The sequence below is a fragment of the Desulfoluna sp. CLI2B genome (genome assembly GCF_056847375.1).
Genome location: NZ_CP186557.1, coordinates 3038213 through 3060721 on the forward strand (window position 1 = coordinate 3038213; position 22509 = coordinate 3060721).

Consider the following 22509-nt stretch of genomic DNA (forward strand, 5'->3'; position numbering starts at 1 on the left):
GTCAAAGGAACACCGTCTATGCAGATATTACCTTTTGAACTTCGAAATACGGCGTAATTAAATCGACGATCGTGGATTTACCTGCACCAGAAGCCCCAACGATTCCAACCATCGCATTTTTCTTAATGTTCATCGTCAGGTCATTAATGACAGGCGTGCCTTTCTTGTATGCAAAAGAAACATTGTTGAAAGCAATACCGGATATATAATCAGCATCCTTGCTTTTTCCGGTCACCTCAACATTTTCTCTTGAGATTTCTGTAATACAATTATGCAAAACTTGCGGCCCAGCAGAGGTCCCCAAAAAACGCTGCCAGCTCAGCTGGAATGCCAGGATTGACTGTAGTATTTTACCGACAAAAAGCGTTGAAATAACAACTCCACCGACCGAACTGTGCCCACCGACTAACTGGTAATAGACGATCACCACAACAACCATTACCACTAAGGGCTCTTTGATAGATTTTAGCACCGAAGCAATGATACCGAACTTCAGTTGGATCATCGCAACAGTTTTTATGGTATCATTGATCTTGTCCCTGAGTTTAAAGATTTTATTTGTAGCAACCAAATACTTAAACGCTGATAGTTTTTGAATAACCAAGTTGTTCAAGGTTGCATTTTCCTGGACAGCTCGGTACGAGTATTTTAAGGACAACTTCGACAGGATCTTAAACAAGAGTAAAATAAACGCGCCTGATGAAATAGCGATAATCGTGAAACTCTGGTTTATATAAAACGAAGCGATACAGAGGATCAGGGCCTGAACCACCCCCCCCAACATTTCTGTATAATGTGAAAAGCAAGATATGGTTTTTCGTATTTCTGTCGTCGCAAGATTAGAGTAATAGCCTAAGTTATTTTGAATATAATAACCGTAGGCCATCCCGGAAAAAGACGAATTTAAAGTTTCCCTCAAGTCTTTTTCGAAAACGTATAAAATAAAATATCGGGAAACACATGTAAAAAAATAGAGAATCGCTTTACAGCCATATACAAGACCGATAACGATCAAAACATTTTTCAGATTAATATCCAGCCCAACATATACCAATATGCTGTTAAACAGTTCTGTAACTTTATCCCCAGTTGACGCAGTTCCGGTATCCAGTTGCTGTATAAGCGGAAAAAACAGGGAGACGCCCACAACATCCAATATGGAGGTCAGAACATTTAAGCCTACAAAGTACAGAATCTTGCACCCTACATAGTTATAAAAGAGAAGATAATATTGAACTAATCGTTTATAAAAATGGATGTGCTTGCTATGATCTTGCAAATTAATGATGTGACACCTACTCTCTACGCTTCAAGCAGCGGATATGAAACGAACTTTCAAAGGTAATTAAAGCATTGAGACAAATTGGCCCATAAGCTAAGCAACTAAATATCAATCACTGCTCACTTATCCACATGGTTTCAATTACAGAATGAAAGATGGCCTCATGCGCTACTTCAACCTGGCCATAGTACTCGCATGGAGTATAGAAAGAAATATCTGCAGGATAATTCCACAGTTTATTTGACTGTAACGTGCAATACAAGTGACAATACATGTTTTTCACATGCAAGCTTAGCACAATTTAAAATATTTTCTGAATTACCAGAACTCGAAATAGCGATAATCAAATCACCACTTTTTGCAAGCGTTTCTAATGGCCGAGAATAAACATTACTGTACGTAAAATCATTTGCCATACAAGTTATCATTGCCGAGTCGCTCAAAGTCATGGACCTTATACTCAATTTATTCATCATGTCCTGTGAAAGATGTGAGCACATTGCAGAGCTACCGCCATTCCCTACCCACCATACAGCCTTACCGTTATCACGAACAGTTCGAAAAATGTCTGCAAGATGCTTAAACGACGCCTCTAACGAAGTTTCTACGCCGCTAATTTTCGAATTGGTATTGTCAATTGCGGCAGAAAGCTCACGCAACCACTGTGATGGATTCATGCTTGAAGACTCCTAATTAATTTCCATTTCATCTGTGTCTTTCGACACAGCAAAACAGTTCAGTTTAAATCGATTGTAAAATCTATGAGCAGAAAAATGATGTGGTACGGTTTTAAAAAGCACCAAAACAATGTCGTAGACTGAACCAAAATCAACAATAGCTGTTGCCAATTCCTCTGAATAACGCTCACAACATAAAATCACAGGGGATTTACTTGACAATGGTTTATTTTGAACATTTTCATCAGCATAAATGATTTCGGCCTGATAAAAAGCGGCTAAAGCATTAAGCAGGTCAGTCGAGATATGCAGCCCATCAGCATTAAGCTTTCTAAACCAGGATTTATTTTCAGTATGACAACTAACTTCATAGTCAAACTCATTCTGAGCCAGAAGAAGATGATGGATATTGCCAATATCCCTTAAGTACATATCGTTAAGGTAAGAATGTATCCTATTGACATATCTCGGCAGCACCTCAGTACTGAAATCCACTTGCTGTTTACTTAAACCTTCAATAAAGTCAATCACTGTAGGCTCAACAATATATACTGCAGCGTTTGCCAAATTGCCGTGGGGTTCACTGGACTTTTCGAAAAAATCTGTAACGATATTTTGGGCGTTTAGTTTAACAATTCCGCACGACTCGGGGTGATCCGTATGAAACGTCATCATGCTGATTTCTGTACCAGAAGGACGCTTCTCGTGTGAAGCCATGAAACCTCTCAGATCACAGTAACACAAATTATCAGCGTGAATGAGGAGGATAGGCTCATCATGGCAAAAGTCCCGATTTGCAAGAAGGGTTCCACCTGTGCCCAGCAGTTCGTGCTCATACACTGTGGTAATATTCAAGTCTGACGGATAGTCTTGAACAAACTCTGCAACCTGATCATGAAAGTAATGCAGGTTGATTAATACCTCATCAACACCCGAGCTTTTTAGAAGTGATATCCAATAATCGAGAAGGGGCCTACCATTGATAGGCGCAAGGCACTTCGGAATATGATCCGTCAACGGCCTTAACCTGGTCCCGAAACCAGATGCCAATAGAATTGCTTTCACTTACCTATTAATCCTTCATCAAAACTTAATTTGGCCGAGGAGATCGTTTTGACTCAATGGAACGTTACCGAGCCGCCCAACCTGACACGCAGCCGCAACAGAGCCAAGATATGCGCATTGCCATATATCACAACCGAGAGCCATTGCCAAAGAAGAACAGGTCAGCAAAGAGTCTCCGGCACCTGCTGGATCTCTCGGGCTGAGGTTGAGTGCAGGAATGCGATCAGTGACATAAGGAGTACTTGAGTTTTCATTCGTGTGGATTAAAACCCCTTCGGCCCCCAAAGTAACCAAAACACTATCTGATTGTGTTTTTTGCCTCAGCGCTTCGGTCATTATCACGAGACCTTCTTCATAATTCTTGGTTGCAATTCGTGCTTCTCGCTCGGTAGGGGTTATAAAAGCCATGTTTTTAAATCGAGACACATCACCGACCTGGGAGGAACACTGGCTGTCAGCTACCATCGGGATATCATTTTCCATGCAAAGATTGGACAGATAGTTCACTATCTCCTGGGGCAAACACCCGTAGTTAAAATCAGAAAAGATAACCAGATCCATATTTTCAATAACCGATCTGAGCTTTTCTTTTATCTTTTCTTGAATGTCTTTTCCTACTGACCGCTGGATCAAATGGTTGACTCGCAACAGAGTCTTATCATGAGCCCTGAACCTCTGTTTAAGGGTTGTCGGCCTGCTTTCATCTTCGAAAAGAATGCTTTCAACCCCATAGTCCTGAAGAGATCTTTTTACATAGTCCCCTTGCTCATCTTTACCAACCACCGTCACGTATGTCACCCGTGCCCCCAAGCCCTTTGCATGAGCTGCAACAATACCAGCTCCTCCTAAGAAGAGCTGATTCATAACGGGAGTTACAACAATTGTAGGGTCTTCTTGGGACATCCCCAAAGGATCACACGATATATACTCATCAACGATAACATCTCCTATGACACAGACCTTCAACTGACTCATTTGACGAACAGTTTGACATAGACTTATGGAAGATATTTTATGTCTCTGAATAAAATCATGGGGCGTGATAATACCTGCTACAGATGGATTTTTAATTTGAGACCTCAACAAATCCAAGGACGAAAATGTCACTTCTCCCGAAGAAAAAATTAACTTCCCGCCATAACTCTGGAGCACCTCGAGTTCTTCGTTGTATTTGTCCTCAAACTCCTTCCCTTTAACCACGACATCCGGTTTCGATTTTTTGATGTAATCAATTGGATGTTCATTGAGACAAACAGCCTCATCAACAAAACTAACGGAAGATACTGATTCATATCTCAAATCAGCAGGCAAAAAGGCTTCGTTATCTTCTTGAGCGTTCACACCCACAACAAGATAATCCCCACATTGGGATGCAAACTTCAACAGGCGCAGTTGGTTTCGGGATGCGGATGAGTTAAAGTTTCCAGAAACAAAGACAACCTTTTGTTGCTTGTTAAGATCGCGCTTAAAGCTCTGCACACGTGGTGGATTGAATTTATCCATCATTATTCCCAAGGTATTTAAACCAATCTTTCGTCTGTTCTCCGATACTTTCGGGGTCCCACACGGGTGCCTCTCGCCAGTAATCTATATTATCTAAAAGTTTCTGAACACCATCTTCGATTTTTACCGTTGGATTCCACCCCAGTTCGCTTTGGATTTTCGAAATATCAGCAAAGGTGCAGTCGGGCTCACCGGGACGCTTGGGTATATAGACTTTTTCTCCGCCAAGAAGCTCCACAATCCTATTTACAGAAATGGTTTCACCGCTTCCAACATTATAGACTGTATTGGTTTTTTCGCTCTTAGCTGCAGCAATCATCGCATCCGCAACATCTGTAACGTATGTAAAATCACGTGTCTGCTCGCCATCACCAACAACAGTGTAAGGTTTCCCAGCAAGCTTTTGAGCTAAAAAGACCCCAAATACAGCGCCATACGTACCCGATGTTCGTGAACGGGTCCCATACACATTGAAAAACCTCAAAGATACTGCATCAATACCGTATACTTTACTCCAATGTAGAACAATCTCTTCTCCTAACAGCTTGGTAAGGGCGTAGGGGTATTGGGGACTTATGCTTTCCGTTTCAGGGGTTACTCGTGTTTTTGGTATCCCATAGCAAGATGATGAAGCAGAATAAACTACCTTTTTAACGTTATGCTGACGACAGGACTGCATGACATTAAACGTTCCATTTACATTGGACATATAATAATCATGGGGATTCTGAATTGACGGAACAATATCAGCCAAAGCTGCCAAATGGAACACCCAATCAACATCACTGAAAACATTTTGCCAATCCCCAGCTATAGATAGGTCACATTTGATAAAATTGATTTTATCATTAATATGACTAATGTTACCTAATCTTCCAGTGCTGAGATTATCCAGAACAGTAACTTGATGTCCTTCAGCAACCAACAGATCAACTAAATGACTTCCAATAAACCCACAGCCACCAGTTACAATCGACTTCATACTCCTCCAAAATATAATCAATTTATATAACAGTAAATTTTGATTTAACGACAAGACAGATATCTGAAATTTATTCATTTACACAAGAAGCAAATAATACCAAATCTCATCATAATTACTATCGTTGATTCTTAATAATAACAGCACTTCCAACTTTGTCACACAGTGGAACAGGTATGACTCCCATCGTTTTAAAGTATTCGTCTACGGCCTTCTTAACACCACTATAGGCTGAATTATAGTCATGAACCAATAAAACACCTCCCGGAACAATATCGGGCCAAAACTTTTCGAGCCCAGATTTCATAGGAGAATATAAATCACAGTCTAAATGAACCAAACGCCATTTATGCCCGCTAAGGCCGGTATATGTCTCTGGAAAAAGACCTTTTTTTACCACCAAGCGATCATGGCAATTCTCACCTGATATTGTTTTGATAACCGATTCGATAGACGTATCAGAAAACTTTCCCTCTTGTAGATTCAAATTAGTTGTTTCCTGTTCAACTCTTAGGTCAAAAGACTGAAATCCTTCAAAGGTATCAAAGCAGTACAAAGTTGATTCACTATTCTTTCGATTAAACAGCAAACGTGCAGAAGCCCCCCTATATGTACCTAATTCTGCATAGTCCCCCTCTTTGCAGTTATTGGCAATATCACACAAGAGGTTAATCATTAACCATCTATTTCCATCACGTAACAATTTTTCACTATGATTATTAAATTCTTCCATATCACTCATAAAATCGGGATAATAGTTCAATACATAATTAAAATTTGGATTGTGTTGAACATAACAGTCATCTGGAAGTAGTCTTTCTGCAATATTCCTACGAACTTTATTCAACAAATCATATAATTTTCGCATTATGCTATCTCCATAAAAACATCATATAGTATTCAAGTCATTCACTATGAAATCAACAAAAAAAAAACTGTGCTTACAGTGAATTAGACACCAAAACAATTAATACCCAATAAAAGGATAATTAGAGTGAGGGTTATATTCTGGCTTAGTTGCTATAGAAATATTTTACTCTCATACCCAACTAAAAACCAAATTGAATTATTTAAATATTCGCAAGTTCATCTTTTAGCTTGTTTAAAACAAATATTGGCGGGCAATTCAGAGTATAAGTAACTAAAATATTTTTTTGAGTAAATAGACCTCTGAATTTTTTTTGTATACACAGTTCATCGTTTGTATACTTCTTTTCTTTATTCAATATTAAAACAGTTTCTTTGGTTGCTTCATATATTTCTTCAGAATCATTAGGTAGCACATGAATATCTTTTCTTTTATAGTTTATGCCCAATACTAAATCATGATGGGTCTTATAAATGTAACTCATCGAAGAATTCGCTTGTGATCTTGCTCGATTTTGTTTATTTTTAAAACTATATTGCTTGGATTCAAAGCACCCTGCCAATATGGCATAACATCGCAAAGAACTACAGGTATCCCGCAGGCTTCTGCCAAATGATATGGTCCAGAATGCTGATTAATAAAAATAGCTGACCGCATAATCAAATATAGATTCAGCAATTTTGGATCAACATCGACATCAGAAAGTGAATAGTAGCCATGAATGGCTTCAAAATGTGAATGTTGGATTTCACCGGTTCCTACCACATGATATCCACTAACAGTTAAAAATTTAACGGTGCTAACATAATTTCCCTGTGGTCCTGAGCTTCTGATGTAATCATCAAACCGTCCCCCCTTTCCTTTTCCTCTGAGAAGCATTGTAACAAACGGTTTACTCAAGAAGTTTGGGTATACAGCTTTAATCTTTAACTCGACTTCGCTTATCAGGAAATCTGGAAGCTTTGGAGATTCACCGAGCCCCAACCTAACAACCCTAGCATATCCTGTATAGTCTTTATAATCTGTTATTAGTGAGTTATCTTCATAACCGCACTGCAGGTTACCACCAGAAATGGAAAGTTGTTTAAACAATGACTCCCAAAGGACAACAAAATGTTTATTGGAAAAAGCACTAATCGAAATTAGCAAAAATTTTAGTATACGAAACTGAATATTGGTATTTTTTACCCCACTGAATTGAAATACATCCATATTGTGTTCAAAACATAACGGAAGATATGGGTTTGAACGTGGACTCTGGATGTATACAACAGAAACTCGATGAGGATAGTAAAGCCTGGATGCGTAATCAAACCCCACGATTTGATGACCAAAGCTATTTCGGAAAAAGGGATATATTATTTCATTATCAAAAATTTCATTTTTATGCTTTTTTAGAAAATGGATAATCTGATAAAGCGTGATAAAATGTAATAAAAGACTTCTAATTTTATTATAAATAAGACTCAAGCCAAAGTCGCCTTTTCAAAACAATTAATAATAAATCGAATCACAGCAAATTCAATTCACTTTTGAAAAACAGGGGATCTTCTTATTCTCTATCATCCATCTTTTCAACCACTTAAGATACCCCCAATAATCTTTCGTAAACCAATAGGGCTTCAAAGCTCGCCATCCCCACGTTTGACAGAACTTTTCGTGAGTTGGTATCGCTGATACTCTAGCTTCGCTAAGCAACCCGACCTGTTGAACTGTTAATGGCTTAAGGAAATATTTGTTTACAGGGCTTCTTTCCGAACTCTCCTTATTATATCTGACAACCATGGGCCAGGGAACCCAAGCCATCACAGGTGATGAAGTCGTATAAAATTTGTAGCCCTTATTTTTCCAAAACAAGCTATTCTTGCTTTCATGACTTACATCGGAGAAGCTAAACCCATGCTTCTTGATCAAACCGACTGGCATTATCCCTATGTCAGTTAATGCGTAAGGCCTTAGATGCCAGCACTCCGTTTCTTCATACGCGATAAATCGTACAGATGCCGATGGAAATACTATGCCTTTTTGAAATATGCTCCCAACCATTGCCGCATCAGAATGGTATTCAAATATCTTTTCAACTCGCTCTATAAAAGAATGATCTTTCCACATAAACTGAGTATCATCCTGAATAAAAAATATATGACTATAGCCTCTGTCATGTGCATATTCAACGGCTGCATCCATATTAAAGTATACACCGCCATGCAATTCTTTTAAGCGATTAGACCTGTATAGTACCTTCGTATTTTCATTGCCTTCTAATGTTTGTAAATACTCCAAGAGCCTTTTGTCTGAACTTCCATCATCAACAACAAGAAGATCTGCTTCCGGCCCGAATTCTTTAATTGATTCAATACAATTTTTCGTCAGATAATATCTGTTGTATGTAAAGACAGCATACAATAATTTCATACAACGCCCCCTCAAACCGCAGTAATTATCGCCATTAGCTTATTTAAAACAACACGTGAGGTGTACTCTATAGAATCATGTGTATTGCCTGCAATATGTGGTGTTAGAAACAACTTATCCTTTGTATGAGGTTTCAACGCCATGTCCCACTTATGATCTGCATCATAGTTGATAAAATCCATGGCAGCACCGGATATCAAATCGTTATCTAGGGCATAAATCAAAGCACTCTTTGAGATAATCTGCGGTCTTGACGTGTTGATAATATAAGGTTTGTTCTTCATCATTTCAAAGCAATTCTGATCAATGAAATCAATAGTTTCGGGCCTAAGCGGCAGATGAATCGATATAATATCCGAGGTCTTCAGGATTTCTTCCTTCTCACTGGAAGTCCCTTCACGATCAAAGCCTACCCATTCCATATCCAGGGCTTCGGCATATTTGGCCATTTTTTTGCCCAAGCGTCCCATTCCGAATATCCCAATGCGCTTTCCACGCAATTGAACACCCCTGTAGAGCTGGCGGTCATCCACGCAGTCATGATCGATGAAAGGAATTTTCCGCACCAACCCCAGAAGCAGGGCTAAACTGAATTCTGCAGTCGCAGAAACAGCCTCTATTTCCCGCGGGTCCAGATTGACAACTTCGATGTCACGTGATGTTTTTATATGATCTGTACCGGTGGTGCTGGAAACAATATATCGCACGTTTAAAAAGGAGTGTAAAAATCGGTCATCGATTACATCCTTCAAACCGACGAATACAGCATCGACCTCTGCCCCACCCCCATTCAATGTATCTGGGTAATAGACATGCTTTATTTCAGGATATTGACTGAAATCAACATGCTGATAGAGATCAGGTTCGTTTACATAAATAATGATTGAATTTAGTTTCATAATAAAACTCAATAAATATCGTCGAATTTCAAAACGCGGTTTGCATTTATTCTTTTTTTGAGACGCTTTCCGATACAATCTTGTAATCTACTTGCTGGAATGCCAGTCCCGGGTTTTTTTGTGGTCAGCATATCACTCAAGAGAATGGTACCCGCATCCATGTCCCACCTGAGCGCGACACTTTTATTGAAAAGCGATTTCATATGTTTAAAATCATGATAGAGATCGTTTTTCTCTACAGGATTTTGGTGCATTTCATAAAAAGCATCTCGGGACTCTATCAGGAATTCCAGCTGATCGAACGTTAGCGAGACCGGTGCATCTGGGCCAAACATCGCTTTATCAAAGGTAACGTGAACCTCAACCAAACTGGCACTCTGCGCAATTGCCGCCAAAGAAGGAAACAGAGTACCCGAATGATCGGAAAGGCCTACCGCGACACCGTAACGGGCTTTCATTTCTGAAAGGACATTAAGCCCAACTTCGCTGAGCTTTGATGGATATTTGCTAGTGCATTGAAACAAAGCATAATCGATATGTGCAGCCTTCAACAACTCTACAGATGCATCCACTTCCTCCCAATTACTCATCCCGGTACTGAGTAAAATGGGTTTCTTGGTATCGATCATTGCATTCAAAAGTTGCGGGTTGTTGATTTCACCCGAGCCAACCTTCCACGCAGGGATCCCGATTTCGTCCAGCATTTTGACTGCCTCGACAGAAAACGCTGAACTCAGAAAAACGATCCCGGAATCCTTCGCATGCTGGTAAAGACCAGCCCACTGCTCTGGGGTGAACTCCATACGTTTCCAGTAGTCATAGCGGGACTTGTCTTCGTATGAAAATCTAACCCGGAATTCTTCATCCACCGTGCTTTCGGCATCAGCGATATGAGTCTGAAACTTAATGGCGTCAGCACCAACTTCGGACGCACGGTCAATAAAACTGTGCGCAATACCAAGAGAACCTTCATGAGCCTGGGCAACTTCGGCGATAACGAATGAAGGATAATCCCCCCCGATTGACCTGTCTTCAATTTTTAGTTGACCAGTGATTCTCACTTTTCTCCGCCTTTAGTGCATCCGAATAACACAGGATCTGATCAGAAATGCGCTTTGCGCATCCGGGTTTGTGATATATGTTCGCTTTCGAATATTTGGTTTCCAGCGATATTCTGACTGCAGAAACTATCTCATCGTAATCACATAACACATCGATAACATTGTGATTGCGTTCTCTTCCGTACTGACGGTCCCCGATATTAACAACAGGAACACCGAAAGAGGCTGCCTCCCGTATTCCGGCACTGGAATTTCCTATCATACAGGAGCAATGAGCCATTAAATGTGAAAAACCCTCCAGCGGCATATGGCGGATACTGTAAAAGTGAGGGTTCGCCTTGTGCCTTGACATCCCTTCTATTATTTTTGAGTTATTTGCATCAATGTTTGGATAAAACACGAATGCTTTCTTCCCGAATGATTCCACAGCAGTTAATATCGTATCCATATCGATATCCCTGGCATTGGTTGTGTCTGGGTGGGCCATTACGAGAAAATAGTCCTCATTGGAGTTTATCTCGATTTTTCGCTTAAATTTTTTCTTAAGCCTTCCGGCATCAAGAGATTCGCCTACATCAAGCGAACTGATATATTCTACGGCAGGGCATCCATAATTAAATACGGTGGATTCATTGCAGCCAAAATTAATCAATCTTTCCTTACTTGCTTCTGTAGAAACAAAATGCAGATTGGATCCAATGGTGATTAAATTTCTGACCTTGTCATCAATCGTTCCTGTTACTTCTCCGCCTTGCACATGTGCAATGGGTATATTCATCATCATGGCAGCCAGAGCAGGCGATAAGGTGTCAAACCTATCCCCTACAATTAATAACATATCCGGCTTATACCTCTCAAAATAGCTTGAGTGTTTGATCATGGAAAGTCCAACAGTGTTGACCATTGCTTCATGACTATCATTCATCATCAAACAATCGAGGGTCACATCAACTTGAAATCCGTCTGCCTCCAGATCTTTATATGCGGCACCGTACTTTTCGAGAAGAATAGATGAACTGGCAATAATCTTTATACAAACATTGCTGTGCTTAGAGAGCTCCAACAGGATGAGTTTAAGCTTTGAATAATTTGTGCGATTGGTAATTATTACTGCTATTTTATGCGTACTATCCATGCAATCTCACTTTTTTATAACAGAACTCGGCAAATTCAAAATCCAACTCCTCATCAACATCTACGGATTCGGCTTCCGGAATCTGAATAAGATGCGGATCATTCGGTGTGAATGTCCAATGATATCCTTCATTTTTTAAAACATCGCGGTTCACAATATGGAACGCATGTGCTGCTTTAAAAAACTGCTTGCCTTTATTCGTCGTTAAATTTCGGGGGTCATCATTTGTAACAGCATTACCCGCATCATCAAAAATCCAGTCGCGTGTAGGAATACTCGAGGTATATGATGGAAAATCGGTTTCTTGAAAATAGTCATAAGCTCGTTTAACGGTTTCAACGTTAAGCAAGGGCAAACACGGATTAAATACAAAAATATATTTTGTGGGAATCTTCAGATAATGCGCAAAAGTTATATTTTGCGGGTTGACTCCAGGTCTCACAGACTCGGGCTTTCGTTCTAAAATTTCGACATTGTCATACCCTTCAGCAAGCCTCATTAATTCGGGCTCAGCTACGGCCAAATACCTGTTCTGGAAAAAATCCATTGTGTTCAACTTTTCCAAAGCAATTTTTATCAGGCTTTCACCTGCAAACGGGCGTGTCAGTTTATTTTTTACCCGACTTGATCCTAAACGTGCATTTATCACAACGGATACTGGCTTCATCTTTATCCCACTTTATTAAATAAGTTTCTATTGATCTGCAATTAAGCTTTTGATTTCAAACAGAAGGTCTCGATTACGAGATTCTTCATCGATTATATCAAACAAATCCCTGTCAAAATCCAAATGCCCCTTACAATAAGGAACCCCAAAAAAACTCAAATTCAAATGCAACAGTGACGTAGGGGGCCGTTTATTATACAGGTTTTTTTCCGTGTAAAGGTCCTGAAGGGATATGTCTATACAGTTGTAATATGGAAGTTTCAGTTAGAGTAGACCCATATGGTATTGCTGAGCCCCCCAATAATCCCTTTATTTATCCCCGGCAAAAAAGCTTCCAATGCATAATGGGAATCAGGTGTTTTTCTCATCATAGGAACAACACGTTTCATGATGTCATCGAACAGATACCCTGAATAAACCTTTCCAAAAAAACTGGTTACCTTATCTGATGAGCTCTCAGCTAGCCACCTCAGAAGCTTTTTGCCGATAAAAGGCAAAAGCCTGAATACCTTTGACAAGAAACGGTATGGAGGTGTTGAAAAATATTCTACTTCTGATGCGTTGTGAGTTTTGTATGCAATCACATCTGTTTTTGGAATTTCATCAAGGAGGGAAGATGCTGTTTCCAAAAAATGCCACTTATCTTTTTCATGGGGAAAGCTGTACGGCGTCGGCATTGCAAACAAATAATCGGCACGAAATTCTTGAAATACTGGATATTTAAAAAAAGGCAGGCCAACTAGACAATAGTTGTGATAGGAGTCTCTTTTCTCTAATAAAAAATTAAAAAATTCTTTATGAATAACAAAAACTTTCTGAATATTAAGGATAGAAATAAAATCGTCATGAAGACCAGCCCAAGCAAGATTACACATCCCCACACGCTTTGAGTCTCCAACCTGTTCCTGAATTAACCTGTAAGCATCCTCAGTATAATGCTCCTGAGGTATCAAAAAGAGTTCTGATGAATAGTCTCCTTCAGGGACAACCTCAGCTCCCAAGGAAACACACCTTTTGATGAAGTCTTTTTGGGCTGAAATCTGCTTGTTTCTACCTTCCTCAAATAAAGGTATAGGCAACAAGCCAATGCGAAATTCCTTAGATAAGTACCTAATGATACTAAAATAGGAGGTCAAACGCCTGAAGTATCCCAGCACCAAAACCAGATCATACGTTGTTTTCATTATATCATTTACTCTAAAAGAGCTACTTTGCAACTTAAGGCTTTACCATGTAACTTTTCAACACTCACCAAGTAAACTACGGATACCATAACTGCTTCGCAGCCTGTTAATTATTAATGCCAGGATCAGTTCCAATAAAAAAAGACAAATCGTAATAACTTAAATAAATCGCATGATTCATCTGCTGATCTGAAATATTGAGATGGTCAGCACGCCAACATCCAAACATCAAAAAGAACAGACTCTTTTTTCCCGTAAAAGAAATAATCCGCCATTAACCTTCTTTATTATTATCTTTTTGCTGGATATTCCTGTCGACTCATACTTACCAATAATTTTCTGCATACACTCTCTGTTCAGACCTTTCAGTTTGTTCTTAGATAATACAAAAGCATTATCCTTCAGCATATTATGATAAAATCCAGATAAATTGTATCGTATCCGACATTGCAATTGATACATCAATGAAAGGTCAGTTGATTTGACATCAGACACTTGGGCTGTCAGGTCTGTAACATGCTTTATCACATCCTGGGAGGTACCCGTTGAGTATGAAAAATAGTCATTAAGCAAGTCATTTGATTTTGCCGGCAATTTTTTCTTAAAATCACTATTTTTCAAAAATGTTACGACATCATCTTTTTTTCTTAACTTATGACTCAACTCAACAGGAACATAGGTAAATACTTCATTTCTGAGGAGCTTCGTGAATGCAGACAGAAGTTTTTCCCATCATAAACGCTTCGATTCCAGTAGTGCAATCAGGATGGATCATAACCTCTGCCCCCAAAATCCAAGGAACAACAGATCCGTAGTACACAACGTATACGTTAGACAAGTTCTTCAATTCTGAAGAATAGGCGTGAATATTTTCCTCTGGATGTGGCCTTACTACAATATTCAAATTGCTTTTTGCAGCCAATTCCTTAACCAAGGTGATATAATGCCAGATTTTTTCTTTGTCATACTTGATTACTTTTTCAATATTTTTTATTCTGTCTCCATAATTCAAGCGGACAAATTCGTCACCTCTAAGGTTGTTTCCAAATCCCATGTTTGTATTTATAAGAATGTAGTCCTGATAGGAACTCTTTAATTCATCAACTTCCTTTTGATACAGCCCATGAAATGAAGGCTTCAGCATTTCAAAACGCGGGTGGCCGGTGACAATAGCTTTTTCTGGAGCGAAAAAAGCACCGCTATTCTCAATCATCCGCTTCTGGCAATCCCCCCAAAAAAAAACCAGGTCACAATAGTCAAATACAGGTTTCGAATAACGAGAAAGTATGGTTGTACAGTTCTCATAATCGACACCACCTTCCTCATCGAGATTTATAATTAATCCATTTTGTGACTTAATTTTTCTATAAATCGATTCTGATTGACCTTCATGGTAACCTTTGTCAAAATAAACAACAGGGCTCAGTTTATCTATTAACTTAAATATTTCATTCTTTGACCCGATGTAGCATTGATAACCCAGAGCAGAAAACTGAGACGCAAGCATCAGCTTATATGGCAACTCTCTGGATGCTGTCTCAACGGGCATCAGAATTTTATAGTTCGCCATTTTTTTACACTCTCACCACTATTGCAATGCCAAAAAGGTGTTCAAAACGAAACTTACAGAGAATAGCGCGTCGCATTAAACAAATCAATATTCTCTCTTATCCAATCAACAGTCAGTTCCAAGCCCTTGCGAAACTCAATCCTACTTTCCCAAGCAGTCAATTGCATAATTTTTCTATTATCTGCAAGCAGCCTATTCACTTCACTTTTTTCTGGCCTCAAGCGCTCTTGATCGCAGACAATTGGAACCCTATTGCTTGTAATATCCATCAAAAAATTAGCTGTTTCTTCGATTGACCACTCTTTTCCACTGCCAATATTCACAACCATGCCTTCGCCTTCTTTACAAAGCGCCAAAGCAATCATACCTTCAGCGGTATCTGTCACATAGTTGAAATCCCTCGTCGGTGACAAAGCCCCCAGGGTAAGTTCACTGCAACCAGACACCAACTGGCTCGCGATTGTGGGTATTACGGCCCTGGCTGTCTGCCTGGGACCAAAGGTATTAAAAGGGCGGGCTGTTACGACAGGAAGGCCAAATGACATATAAAAACTTTCCGCCATCTTGTCTGCAGCAATTTTGCTGGCAGAATATGGGGACTGTCCTACGAGAGGATGCGACTCTCCAATGGGGACGACCTGGGCTGACCCGTACACCTCAGAGGTAGAAACATGTACAAGCCGAGTCAATGAATCAGACTCACGGCACGCTGAAAGCACATTCAATACACCGGTGACATTTGTATCCACATAGGTCCTCGGCGCATGATAGCTGTAAGGAATAGCTATAAGACTTGAAAGGTGAAAGACATAATCACACCCCGCAACGGTGTTTCGAACACGCTCGCAATCGCGTATATCTCCCGTAACAACCTCAATGGCACTTAAAAAGTCTGGCCTGATATCACTGAGCCAACCGATTTGATTCCATGAGTTATAATAAACGAAGGCTTTAACCGACGCGCCATATTGGACAAGCAACTCCACAAGATGGCTTCCGATAAAACCGTCCGCACCAGTGACCAATACTGATTTACCCTGTAATTCACTATGCATTCCCGAACTCCTCAATGTTTATTTCATTACGAACTCTTTTCAGATCCGATGGGGTTCCAATATCTGCCCAGTATTCATGAATCGGGAATACATTGACGCACTTCTCATTTCCAATGTAATCTTCAATTAGGTCTGTGATATCAAAAAAAGTGTTATAAGGTATGGCACTAATCACATCCGGCGACATAGCATATATTCCGGCATTGCACAAAAACCTTTGGGATGGCTTTTCCTCAAGCGCGACAATTCTTGGCCCATCGGAACGAATGACCCCGTAAGGTATCTGAATATTATGCTCGACAGAAGCAACCGTAATCAAACCTTCATACTCATTGTGAAATTTTAAAAGATTCCCAAATTGCGAATTGGTCAGGACATCCCCGTTCATAAGCAGGATTGGGCCATCAGGCTTGTTTTCGATCAGTGACAAGGCACCGGCAGTCCCAAGTTTTTTTGTTTCCCGAATATAGGTAATTGAAGCGCCCAGATGAGCCCCGTCTTTAAGATAGTCTTCAATCACGTGACTCAGGTAGTTCACAGATATATATTTGCGTAATTTTCGATTTTACGAGTCGTTTTACCTGTAACTCTATAAGTGGAACTTCACCAATCTGCACCATGGGCTTTGGGATTGTCTCTGTAAATGGCCTCAGCCGTCTCCCCTCTCCACCTGCCATTATTACTGCACAGGAGAAGCCAGACGCATCATCATTTTCCAAGCCACCTGAAAGTTCTGCAATATGTATCGTTTTGATATACCGGCCATTGTTTCCAACGACCGGGACAGCCTCAAGGTAATTCTCCTTGATTATTTTTTTATAATAAGATTTTGTTTGGTTCTCAGACGCTACAACTGGATTGGCATTCAAAGCGCATGTAACAGGGCTGCCCAGATCATACCCCGAGAGAAGAGCCCTGCGGATATCGCCGTCACTTATGGTTCCAACCACCTCCATCCTGTCGTTTGTTATGACCGCTATGGTTTTTCTCTTTTTTTCTATGACATCCACCGCATTCTTCAAAGTTGCCTGGATGCTTAGTTCACAATCAATCATTTAAACCATCCCTTGTCGGATTTTCCTTCCAGGGTCATTCCTTTTCTCAAAAGAGCTTGATTGATCTCAATTTCTGTAAGTACCTGTGCAATCTTTTGCCCCGCATTTCCAATACCATAAGGATTCTCACACATATTACATTTCTTTATAAAGTCATCGTCAGACAGACAGTGGTCGATAGTCTTAATCAATTGTTCCTTATCATACCCGACATCAACCACGTTTGCGGCACGCAACCGTCCCTTCTGCCTTGACCCAATGTTGACGGTAGGACAACCAAATGCCGGGGTTTCCTTGATGCCAGATGACGAGTTACCAACACATACAATACGTATACCCGCCTCGCGTGCTAAAGCAAGAACGCCATGGTAGTTGTATCGCCCCAAGGAACTGCGTATCTGAATATTTGGATATTCATTCAAATCGATTTTACTCAATTCTTCAATGCAGGCTCGCCCCCCAGCATCGTTATTGGGGTATGTTATTATTACCTGGCACCCTTGTAATGAAAGTTCTTTCAAGGCATCAATTGAAGGTATCAATTGATCGACTGCAGAATCAAACTCCGTCGTTACAGAGTGTTGGGTAAAAAGAAGAATCGGTTTTGCAAAATCAAGTCCGTAGGAAGCTGCCAGTTCCTCTTTTGAAGCATAGTTCCCATTGGATATCATGTCTATTGCTGGAAACCCAACAGTATTCACTCGCCATGATTCTTCGCCCATGGCCAATAACCTGTTACTAGCCTGATGGTTAGTCGTAAAATGGATATGCGAGAGTTTTGTCATTGCATGCCTCACTGAATCATCCAGCGCTCCACCTTCTGTAAGGTCTCCACCTTCTATATGAGCTGTGGGTATATTCATTTGAGTTGAAGCAATAACAGCTGCAAAACCTTCAAATCTATCAGCATAGACGACAAACACATCTGGCCTGATATCATTAAGAATTTCAGTAATAGAAAGAATACCTGAACCGATTGCCTTTGATGTTGCATAAAGCGTATCCTCTTCGAGATCGACTTTGGCCTCAGCATGAATAGTAAAGCCATCGCGTTCAATCTCTTTCAAGGTTTCACCAAAATTTTTGTCCAAGTGTGCTCCGGAAACAATCAAGCGATAATCCAAGTTCGGATGTTTATCAATAGCCTCGAGAATAGGATATTGCAGTCCATATTCTGCCCTGTTTCCAGTAAATACTGCAATTATTCTTTTTGAGCTCATTCTTATAACCTTAACTCATCAACTGGTTAATACCACGGTTTAGATCTATTTTTGACATCCACCCAAAATCATTTTGCGCTTTAGATACGTCAATGCTGATGCATGATATGGCATCCCGGCTTTCTGCCATAGACTTAATATCCCGATGCTTAGAAATTTTGGATAAACAGGCTATCTTTTCAGCTATATCCCTTACAGAAAAGAGCTGACCTGTTCCTATGTTATATATCCCTTTGGGCCGCCCCATCGCCATATCGGCCAAACCAACAGCAACATCCTCTACATGTATATAATCCCTCAGAGGAGTTTCATTTCTGACTATTATTGGTCCTGAGCCATCAATTTGTTTCATAATATCTGAAAATACGTTAACAGATGACATCCTAGGCCCATATACATTACTCAGTCTGGCACAGACATAATTATCAACTCTCTCTTTTATGAGGCCTTCGCAAGATAATTTCATCTTAGTGTATGTGTTATATGGCGCTACGCAATCAGATTCTTTCCACTTTTTTAGACCTTTATCCCCATAAACCAAACAGGAAGATGCATAGACAATTCTCCGATAACGTTTGTCTATCAACTGGTTTAAGGTATCCCTTGCCAATCCGATATACTTTTCGTAATTAGTGACTTCTGCGACATTAGAATTCTCGGCGAGATGAATTAAAATATCTGCTTCGGGGGCATGGGCATAATGCTTGACAATGACCTGATTTGGATTAGTAGCTTGTTTTGATCGTGACACAGGAATGCACTCAACATCCCTTTTTAGCAGTTCTCTAACCACTGCTGTTCCGATAAAGCCATTTGCACCGGTGACAACTATTCTCAAAATGTTTACCTAAATCGTTTAAGGGCACTTTTTCAAAACAATCGCCAAATGTCCATTAATATATAGCATGGTACCCTGTAAATGATCTTTCAGAATTGAGCCGGCACTGCCTATCTGAAAGCCATGCCTGCATACATGCATACCAAACAAGTCTACCTCAAGGAAAGAACAACTCTAAAATTTTTCTATATCTTTCTTTTCTATCTGTTTATTCTGCTTAATGCCGTGAGTTGCAATTTTCCCGATTACATCTTTATAGTATTCAGCTTTTATTTCACCGGTTCCCGGCCGTTTAACCCATATATTATCCTCTGTGAACACTTCACCTTTACCAATATCTTTAATAGCTACGACGCACGCATATGCAAAATCTATCGTGGGCTGTTCTTCGGGGATAATTGTTTTGTTACCGCCCGACGCTACATGGATTGCACGCGAGCCAACAATGAGGTCTTTCAGTTCCTGCGGGTCGATGGAGATTGGTACATCGGGTCCCGGCCACGTCTTGTCGGATGTGAAATGCTTTTCCAGTATAGACCCACCGAGAGCGACAGCTCCAAAACAGGTATAATTACCAATCGAGTGGTCGCTTAACCCGACAATCGCATCAGGAAAGGCCTGAGCCAAATCATAAATGCCTCCCAGCCTCACCTTTTCATAAGGTGTCGGGTACATGGATGTGCAATGCAATAGCGCGTACGGAACCTTGGCTTCTCTAAGGATACCCACGGCCTTTGAAACAGACTTGATATCATTCATGCCTGTGCTGAGAATAACTGGTTTGCCAAACTTGGCTATATGCTCGATGAGAGGGTAATTATTGCACTCCCCAGAACCGATTTTGTAAGCTGGAACATTCATGCCTTCGAGCCTGTCGGCTGCTGCCCTTGAAAAAGGTGTTGACAAATAGATCATGCCTTTTGACTCGACATACCTCTGTAGCTCCCGATCTTCCTGTTCGCTCAGCTTGCAGCGGTCCATGATATCCCATATGGACTCATTTGCATTTTTGGGAATCACATCATTTGGAACCATTTCATCTTCAATGACATGACACTGGAACTTTACGCACTCGCATCCGGCGTTATACGCGTCATCAACCATCTGTTTTGCCTTTAAAAAAGCCCCCTCGTGGTTGATGCCGATTTCCGCAATGACAAGTGGAGGATATTCCGGACCAATCTTCCTGTTGTTAATTCTCATTTCTGCCACGTTAGTCTCCCAAGATCTTTCCTATCGTTTTAATATCATCGAGGCTGTCGACATCTATACTTCTATCGTTTGACATTATATAGGGAACACATGGATTATTAAAAATTTTTCCTGATTTCAAAAACAAATCTGTTCTGCATATATATATTGCACCATTTGGAAGATATGTCTGGGGTAGATCCTGCCTGCGCATAAATGGAGATTCATCATCGACAAACCCTTTCAAACGCCCTTTCGCCGTCATTACGAAACATTTGAATGGCTTATAACCAAATTCAGAAACACTGATCAATGAATTGGCTCCGCTGTCGATAATTTGCTCAACTGCCGAGTCAATATCTGATGAATTTCTTAAAGGCGACGTCGGCTGCAATAAGATAAAGTAGTGGTACTCATTTCCTGCTTTTAACTCGGACCTCAATGCATGATCAATCACGGGCTCCATTTTCGCTTCATCGGTTGCCAGAATATCAGGTCTCTTTATACATCTGGCCCCATATTGATCGCCAACACTGAGTATTCGGTCATCATCTGAAGTTACCACCACCTCGGATACGTAGTTAGAATTTAGGGCCGAAGCAATCGAGTAACTCACAAGAGGACGATTATTCAAATCAATGATATTTTTATTCGGAATCCCTTTTGAGCCGCCGCGCGCTGGAATTATAGCCAAAACTTTCAAAATATACCAACACCTCAGTTGATAGATAGATTAGACCAGTCTTAACCAGGCCGCTTGAAAGACCTATTCAAACAGCAAGTCACACCCTTAACTATTAATTAGCCTATCCACGCGATTTGTAATAGGACATATACCAATCAACAAATTTCCTGACACCTTCTCTTATTGAAGTAGCTGGCTTGAAACCAATCTCGCTAATCAGATCTTCGACATCAGCAAATGTTTCAGGTACATCTCCATTCTGCATGGGCATCAAATTCCTGAAAGCTTCCTTATCCAAAGCTTTCTCTATTTCAGAAATGAACTCATTTAAGCCCACAGATGCATTGTTGCCAATATTGTAGATCCTATATGGCGCGTAGGATGTTCCGGGATCAGGTCTATCGCCATTCCAAGAAGCATAGGGAACAGGGATTTTTTTTATCACCCTGAAAACACCTTCTACAATATCATCAATATATGTAAAATCGCGTTTCATGTCTCCATGGTTAAAGACATCTATTGGCTCACCATCCAAAATGGCCTTTGTAAAAAGAAATAGCGCCATATCAGGACGTCCCCAAGGGCCGTATACAGTAAAAAATCGAAGGCCAGTACAGGCGAGGCCATAAAGATGGCTGTAGGAGTGGGCAAGAAGCTCATTTGACTTTTTCGTAGCAGCATAAAGGGAGACGGGATGATCTACGTTATCGTGAACCGAAAAAGGCATATTTGTATTAGCCCCGTAGACAGAACTTGATGAAGCATAAAGAAAATGCTTCACGCAGGTGTGCCTGCACCCTTCAAGTAGATTAACAAATCCCACCAAATTGGAATCCACATAGGCATTGGGATTTTCGATGGAATAGCGAACACCGGCCTGGGCCGCCATGTTAATCACGGCTTCGAAAGTATGCTCTTCAAAGAGCGAAGCCGTCGCATCACGGTCAGCAATATCGGCCTTTATAAAGGTAAACCAATCGTAACCGTTTAAAATCGCAAGGCGTGCTTTTTTAAGTTCGATATCGTAATAATCATTAAGATTATCGACTCCGACAACCTCAATGCCCTCATCCAGCAACCTTTTTGAGAGGCTAAAGCCGATAAAACCTGCGGCTCCGGTAATCAGGCATTTTTTGGGCGCAAACACTTCCATCATC

At 40.4% G+C, this 22509-nt stretch carries 20 protein-coding genes and 1 pseudogene; all 21 read right to left on the minus strand.

The window, feature by feature from the left end; translation table 11 throughout:
• Positions 1-16: 16 nt before the first annotated feature.
• Complete coding sequence (locus ACOYW2_RS14315) at positions 17-1147, minus strand: ABC transporter transmembrane domain-containing protein (protein WP_482770856.1); 1131 nt, start codon at positions 1145-1147, stop codon at positions 17-19.
• A gap of 371 nt (positions 1148-1518) precedes the next feature.
• Positions 1519-1959 (minus strand): SIS domain-containing protein, encoded by a 441-nt coding sequence (locus ACOYW2_RS14320; RefSeq protein ID WP_482770857.1) that lies wholly within the window; start codon positions 1957-1959, stop codon positions 1519-1521.
• Between the two features lie 12 nt (positions 1960-1971).
• Positions 1972-3024, minus strand: a complete 1053-nt coding sequence (locus ACOYW2_RS14325) for a nucleotidyltransferase family protein (protein WP_482770858.1) — start codon at positions 3022-3024, stop codon at positions 1972-1974.
• Positions 3025-3042: 18 nt separating this feature from the next.
• On the minus strand, positions 3043-4530 hold the full coding sequence (locus ACOYW2_RS14330) for a PfkB family carbohydrate kinase (protein WP_482770859.1): 1488 nt from the start codon (positions 4528-4530) through the stop codon (positions 3043-3045).
• Entirely contained in the window at positions 4520-5509 is a 990-nt protein-coding gene (locus tag ACOYW2_RS14335; protein WP_482770860.1) for an SDR family oxidoreductase, read from the minus strand. Before ACOYW2_RS14335 ends, ACOYW2_RS14330 begins: the two co-directional genes overlap by 11 nt.
• Positions 5510-5627: 118 nt before the next feature.
• Positions 5628-6377 carry a class I SAM-dependent methyltransferase gene (locus tag ACOYW2_RS14340; RefSeq protein WP_482770861.1) on the minus strand — a complete coding sequence of 250 codons (750 nt, stop codon included), beginning with the start codon at positions 6375-6377 and terminating at the stop codon, positions 5628-5630.
• 480 nt (positions 6378-6857) lie between these two features.
• Positions 6858-7847 (minus strand): TIGR04372 family glycosyltransferase, encoded by a 990-nt coding sequence (locus tag ACOYW2_RS14345; protein ID WP_482770862.1) that lies wholly within the window; start codon positions 7845-7847, stop codon positions 6858-6860.
• Positions 7848-7898: 51 nt separating this feature from the next.
• Positions 7899-8792 carry a glycosyltransferase family A protein gene (locus tag ACOYW2_RS14350; protein ID WP_482770863.1) on the minus strand — a complete coding sequence of 298 codons (894 nt, stop codon included), beginning with the start codon at positions 8790-8792 and terminating at the stop codon, positions 7899-7901.
• 11 nt (positions 8793-8803) lie between these two features.
• Positions 8804-9691, minus strand: a complete 888-nt coding sequence (locus ACOYW2_RS14355; protein ID WP_482770864.1) for an NAD(P)-dependent oxidoreductase — start codon at positions 9689-9691, stop codon at positions 8804-8806.
• Between the two features lie 8 nt (positions 9692-9699).
• Entirely contained in the window at positions 9700-10752 is a 1053-nt protein-coding gene (locus ACOYW2_RS14360; protein ID WP_482770865.1) for an N-acetylneuraminate synthase family protein, read from the minus strand.
• Positions 10724-11887, minus strand: coding sequence for a UDP-N-acetylglucosamine 2-epimerase (neuC, locus tag ACOYW2_RS14365; protein WP_482770866.1), 1164 nt, complete (start codon positions 11885-11887; stop codon positions 10724-10726). The genes ACOYW2_RS14360 and neuC (ACOYW2_RS14365) overlap by 29 nt, the downstream gene beginning before the upstream one ends.
• On the minus strand, positions 11880-12554 hold the full coding sequence (locus ACOYW2_RS14370; RefSeq protein WP_482770867.1) for a cytidylyltransferase domain-containing protein: 675 nt from the start codon (positions 12552-12554) through the stop codon (positions 11880-11882). Before ACOYW2_RS14370 ends, neuC (ACOYW2_RS14365) begins: the two co-directional genes overlap by 8 nt.
• Positions 12555-12814: 260 nt before the next feature.
• Positions 12815-13738 (minus strand): hypothetical protein, encoded by a 924-nt coding sequence (locus ACOYW2_RS14375; protein WP_482770868.1) that lies wholly within the window; start codon positions 13736-13738, stop codon positions 12815-12817.
• Between the two features lie 688 nt (positions 13739-14426).
• The gene (locus ACOYW2_RS14380; RefSeq protein ID WP_482770869.1) at positions 14427-15308 is read right to left on the minus strand and encodes a surface carbohydrate biosynthesis protein; all 882 of its coding nucleotides are present in this window, start codon (positions 15306-15308) and stop codon (positions 14427-14429) included.
• A gap of 53 nt (positions 15309-15361) precedes the next feature.
• Complete coding sequence (locus ACOYW2_RS14385; RefSeq protein WP_482770870.1) at positions 15362-16363, minus strand: GDP-mannose 4,6-dehydratase; 1002 nt, start codon at positions 16361-16363, stop codon at positions 15362-15364.
• Positions 16356-17418, minus strand: a pseudogene (locus ACOYW2_RS14390) (nucleotidyltransferase family protein). Before ACOYW2_RS14390 ends, ACOYW2_RS14385 begins: the two are co-directional and overlap by 8 nt.
• Positions 17415-18638, minus strand: coding sequence for a UDP-N-acetylglucosamine 2-epimerase (neuC, locus tag ACOYW2_RS14395; protein ID WP_482770871.1), 1224 nt, complete (start codon positions 18636-18638; stop codon positions 17415-17417). Before neuC (ACOYW2_RS14395) ends, ACOYW2_RS14390 begins: the two are co-directional and overlap by 4 nt.
• Positions 18639-18648: 10 nt before the next feature.
• A complete protein-coding gene (locus ACOYW2_RS14400) occupies positions 18649-19476 on the minus strand; it encodes an NAD-dependent epimerase/dehydratase family protein (RefSeq protein WP_482770872.1) in 828 nt (275 codons plus the stop codon).
• Positions 19477-19650: 174 nt separating this feature from the next.
• Positions 19651-20679, minus strand: coding sequence for an N-acetylneuraminate synthase family protein (locus ACOYW2_RS14405; RefSeq protein WP_482771032.1), 1029 nt, complete (start codon positions 20677-20679; stop codon positions 19651-19653).
• 10 nt (positions 20680-20689) lie between these two features.
• Entirely contained in the window at positions 20690-21370 is a 681-nt protein-coding gene (locus ACOYW2_RS14410; protein ID WP_482770873.1) for an acylneuraminate cytidylyltransferase family protein, read from the minus strand.
• A 103-nt stretch (positions 21371-21473) separates the two neighbouring features.
• A complete protein-coding gene (locus ACOYW2_RS14415) occupies positions 21474-22508 on the minus strand; it encodes an NAD-dependent epimerase (protein ID WP_482770874.1) in 1035 nt (344 codons plus the stop codon).
• Position 22509: the final 1 nt, after the last annotated feature.

Excerpts from the sequence above, each read along its gene's own strand:
- ACOYW2_RS14320 (WP_482770857.1), bottom strand. The coding sequence starts at position 1,959 with ATGAATCCATCACAGTGGTTGCGTGAGCTTTCTGCCGCAATTGACAAT.
- ACOYW2_RS14330 (WP_482770859.1), bottom strand. The coding sequence starts at position 4,530 with ATGATGGATAAATTCAATCCACCACGTGTGCAGAGCTTTAAGCGCGAT.
- ACOYW2_RS14335 (WP_482770860.1), bottom strand. The coding sequence starts at position 5,509 with ATGAAGTCGATTGTAACTGGTGGCTGTGGGTTTATTGGAAGTCATTTA.
- ACOYW2_RS14340 (WP_482770861.1), bottom strand. The coding sequence starts at position 6,377 with ATGCGAAAATTATATGATTTGTTGAATAAAGTTCGTAGGAATATTGCA.
- ACOYW2_RS14350 (WP_482770863.1), bottom strand. The coding sequence starts at position 8,792 with ATGAAATTATTGTATGCTGTCTTTACATACAACAGATATTATCTGACG.
- ACOYW2_RS14355 (WP_482770864.1), bottom strand. The coding sequence starts at position 9,691 with ATGAAACTAAATTCAATCATTATTTATGTAAACGAACCTGATCTCTAT.
- neuC (WP_482770866.1), bottom strand. The coding sequence starts at position 11,887 with ATGGATAGTACGCATAAAATAGCAGTAATAATTACCAATCGCACAAAT.
- ACOYW2_RS14370 (WP_482770867.1), bottom strand. The coding sequence starts at position 12,554 with ATGAAGCCAGTATCCGTTGTGATAAATGCACGTTTAGGATCAAGTCGG.
- ACOYW2_RS14375 (WP_482770868.1), bottom strand. The coding sequence starts at position 13,738 with ATGAAAACAACGTATGATCTGGTTTTGGTGCTGGGATACTTCAGGCGT.
- ACOYW2_RS14380 (WP_482770869.1), bottom strand. The coding sequence starts at position 15,308 with ATGGCGAACTATAAAATTCTGATGCCCGTTGAGACAGCATCCAGAGAG.
- ACOYW2_RS14385 (WP_482770870.1), bottom strand. The coding sequence starts at position 16,363 with ATGCATAGTGAATTACAGGGTAAATCAGTATTGGTCACTGGTGCGGAC.
- neuC (WP_482770871.1), bottom strand. The coding sequence starts at position 18,638 with ATGAGCTCAAAAAGAATAATTGCAGTATTTACTGGAAACAGGGCAGAA.
- ACOYW2_RS14405 (WP_482771032.1), bottom strand. The coding sequence starts at position 20,679 with ATGAGAATTAACAACAGGAAGATTGGTCCGGAATATCCTCCACTTGTC.
- ACOYW2_RS14415 (WP_482770874.1), bottom strand. The coding sequence starts at position 22,508 with ATGATGGAAGTGTTTGCGCCCAAAAAATGCCTGATTACCGGAGCCGCA.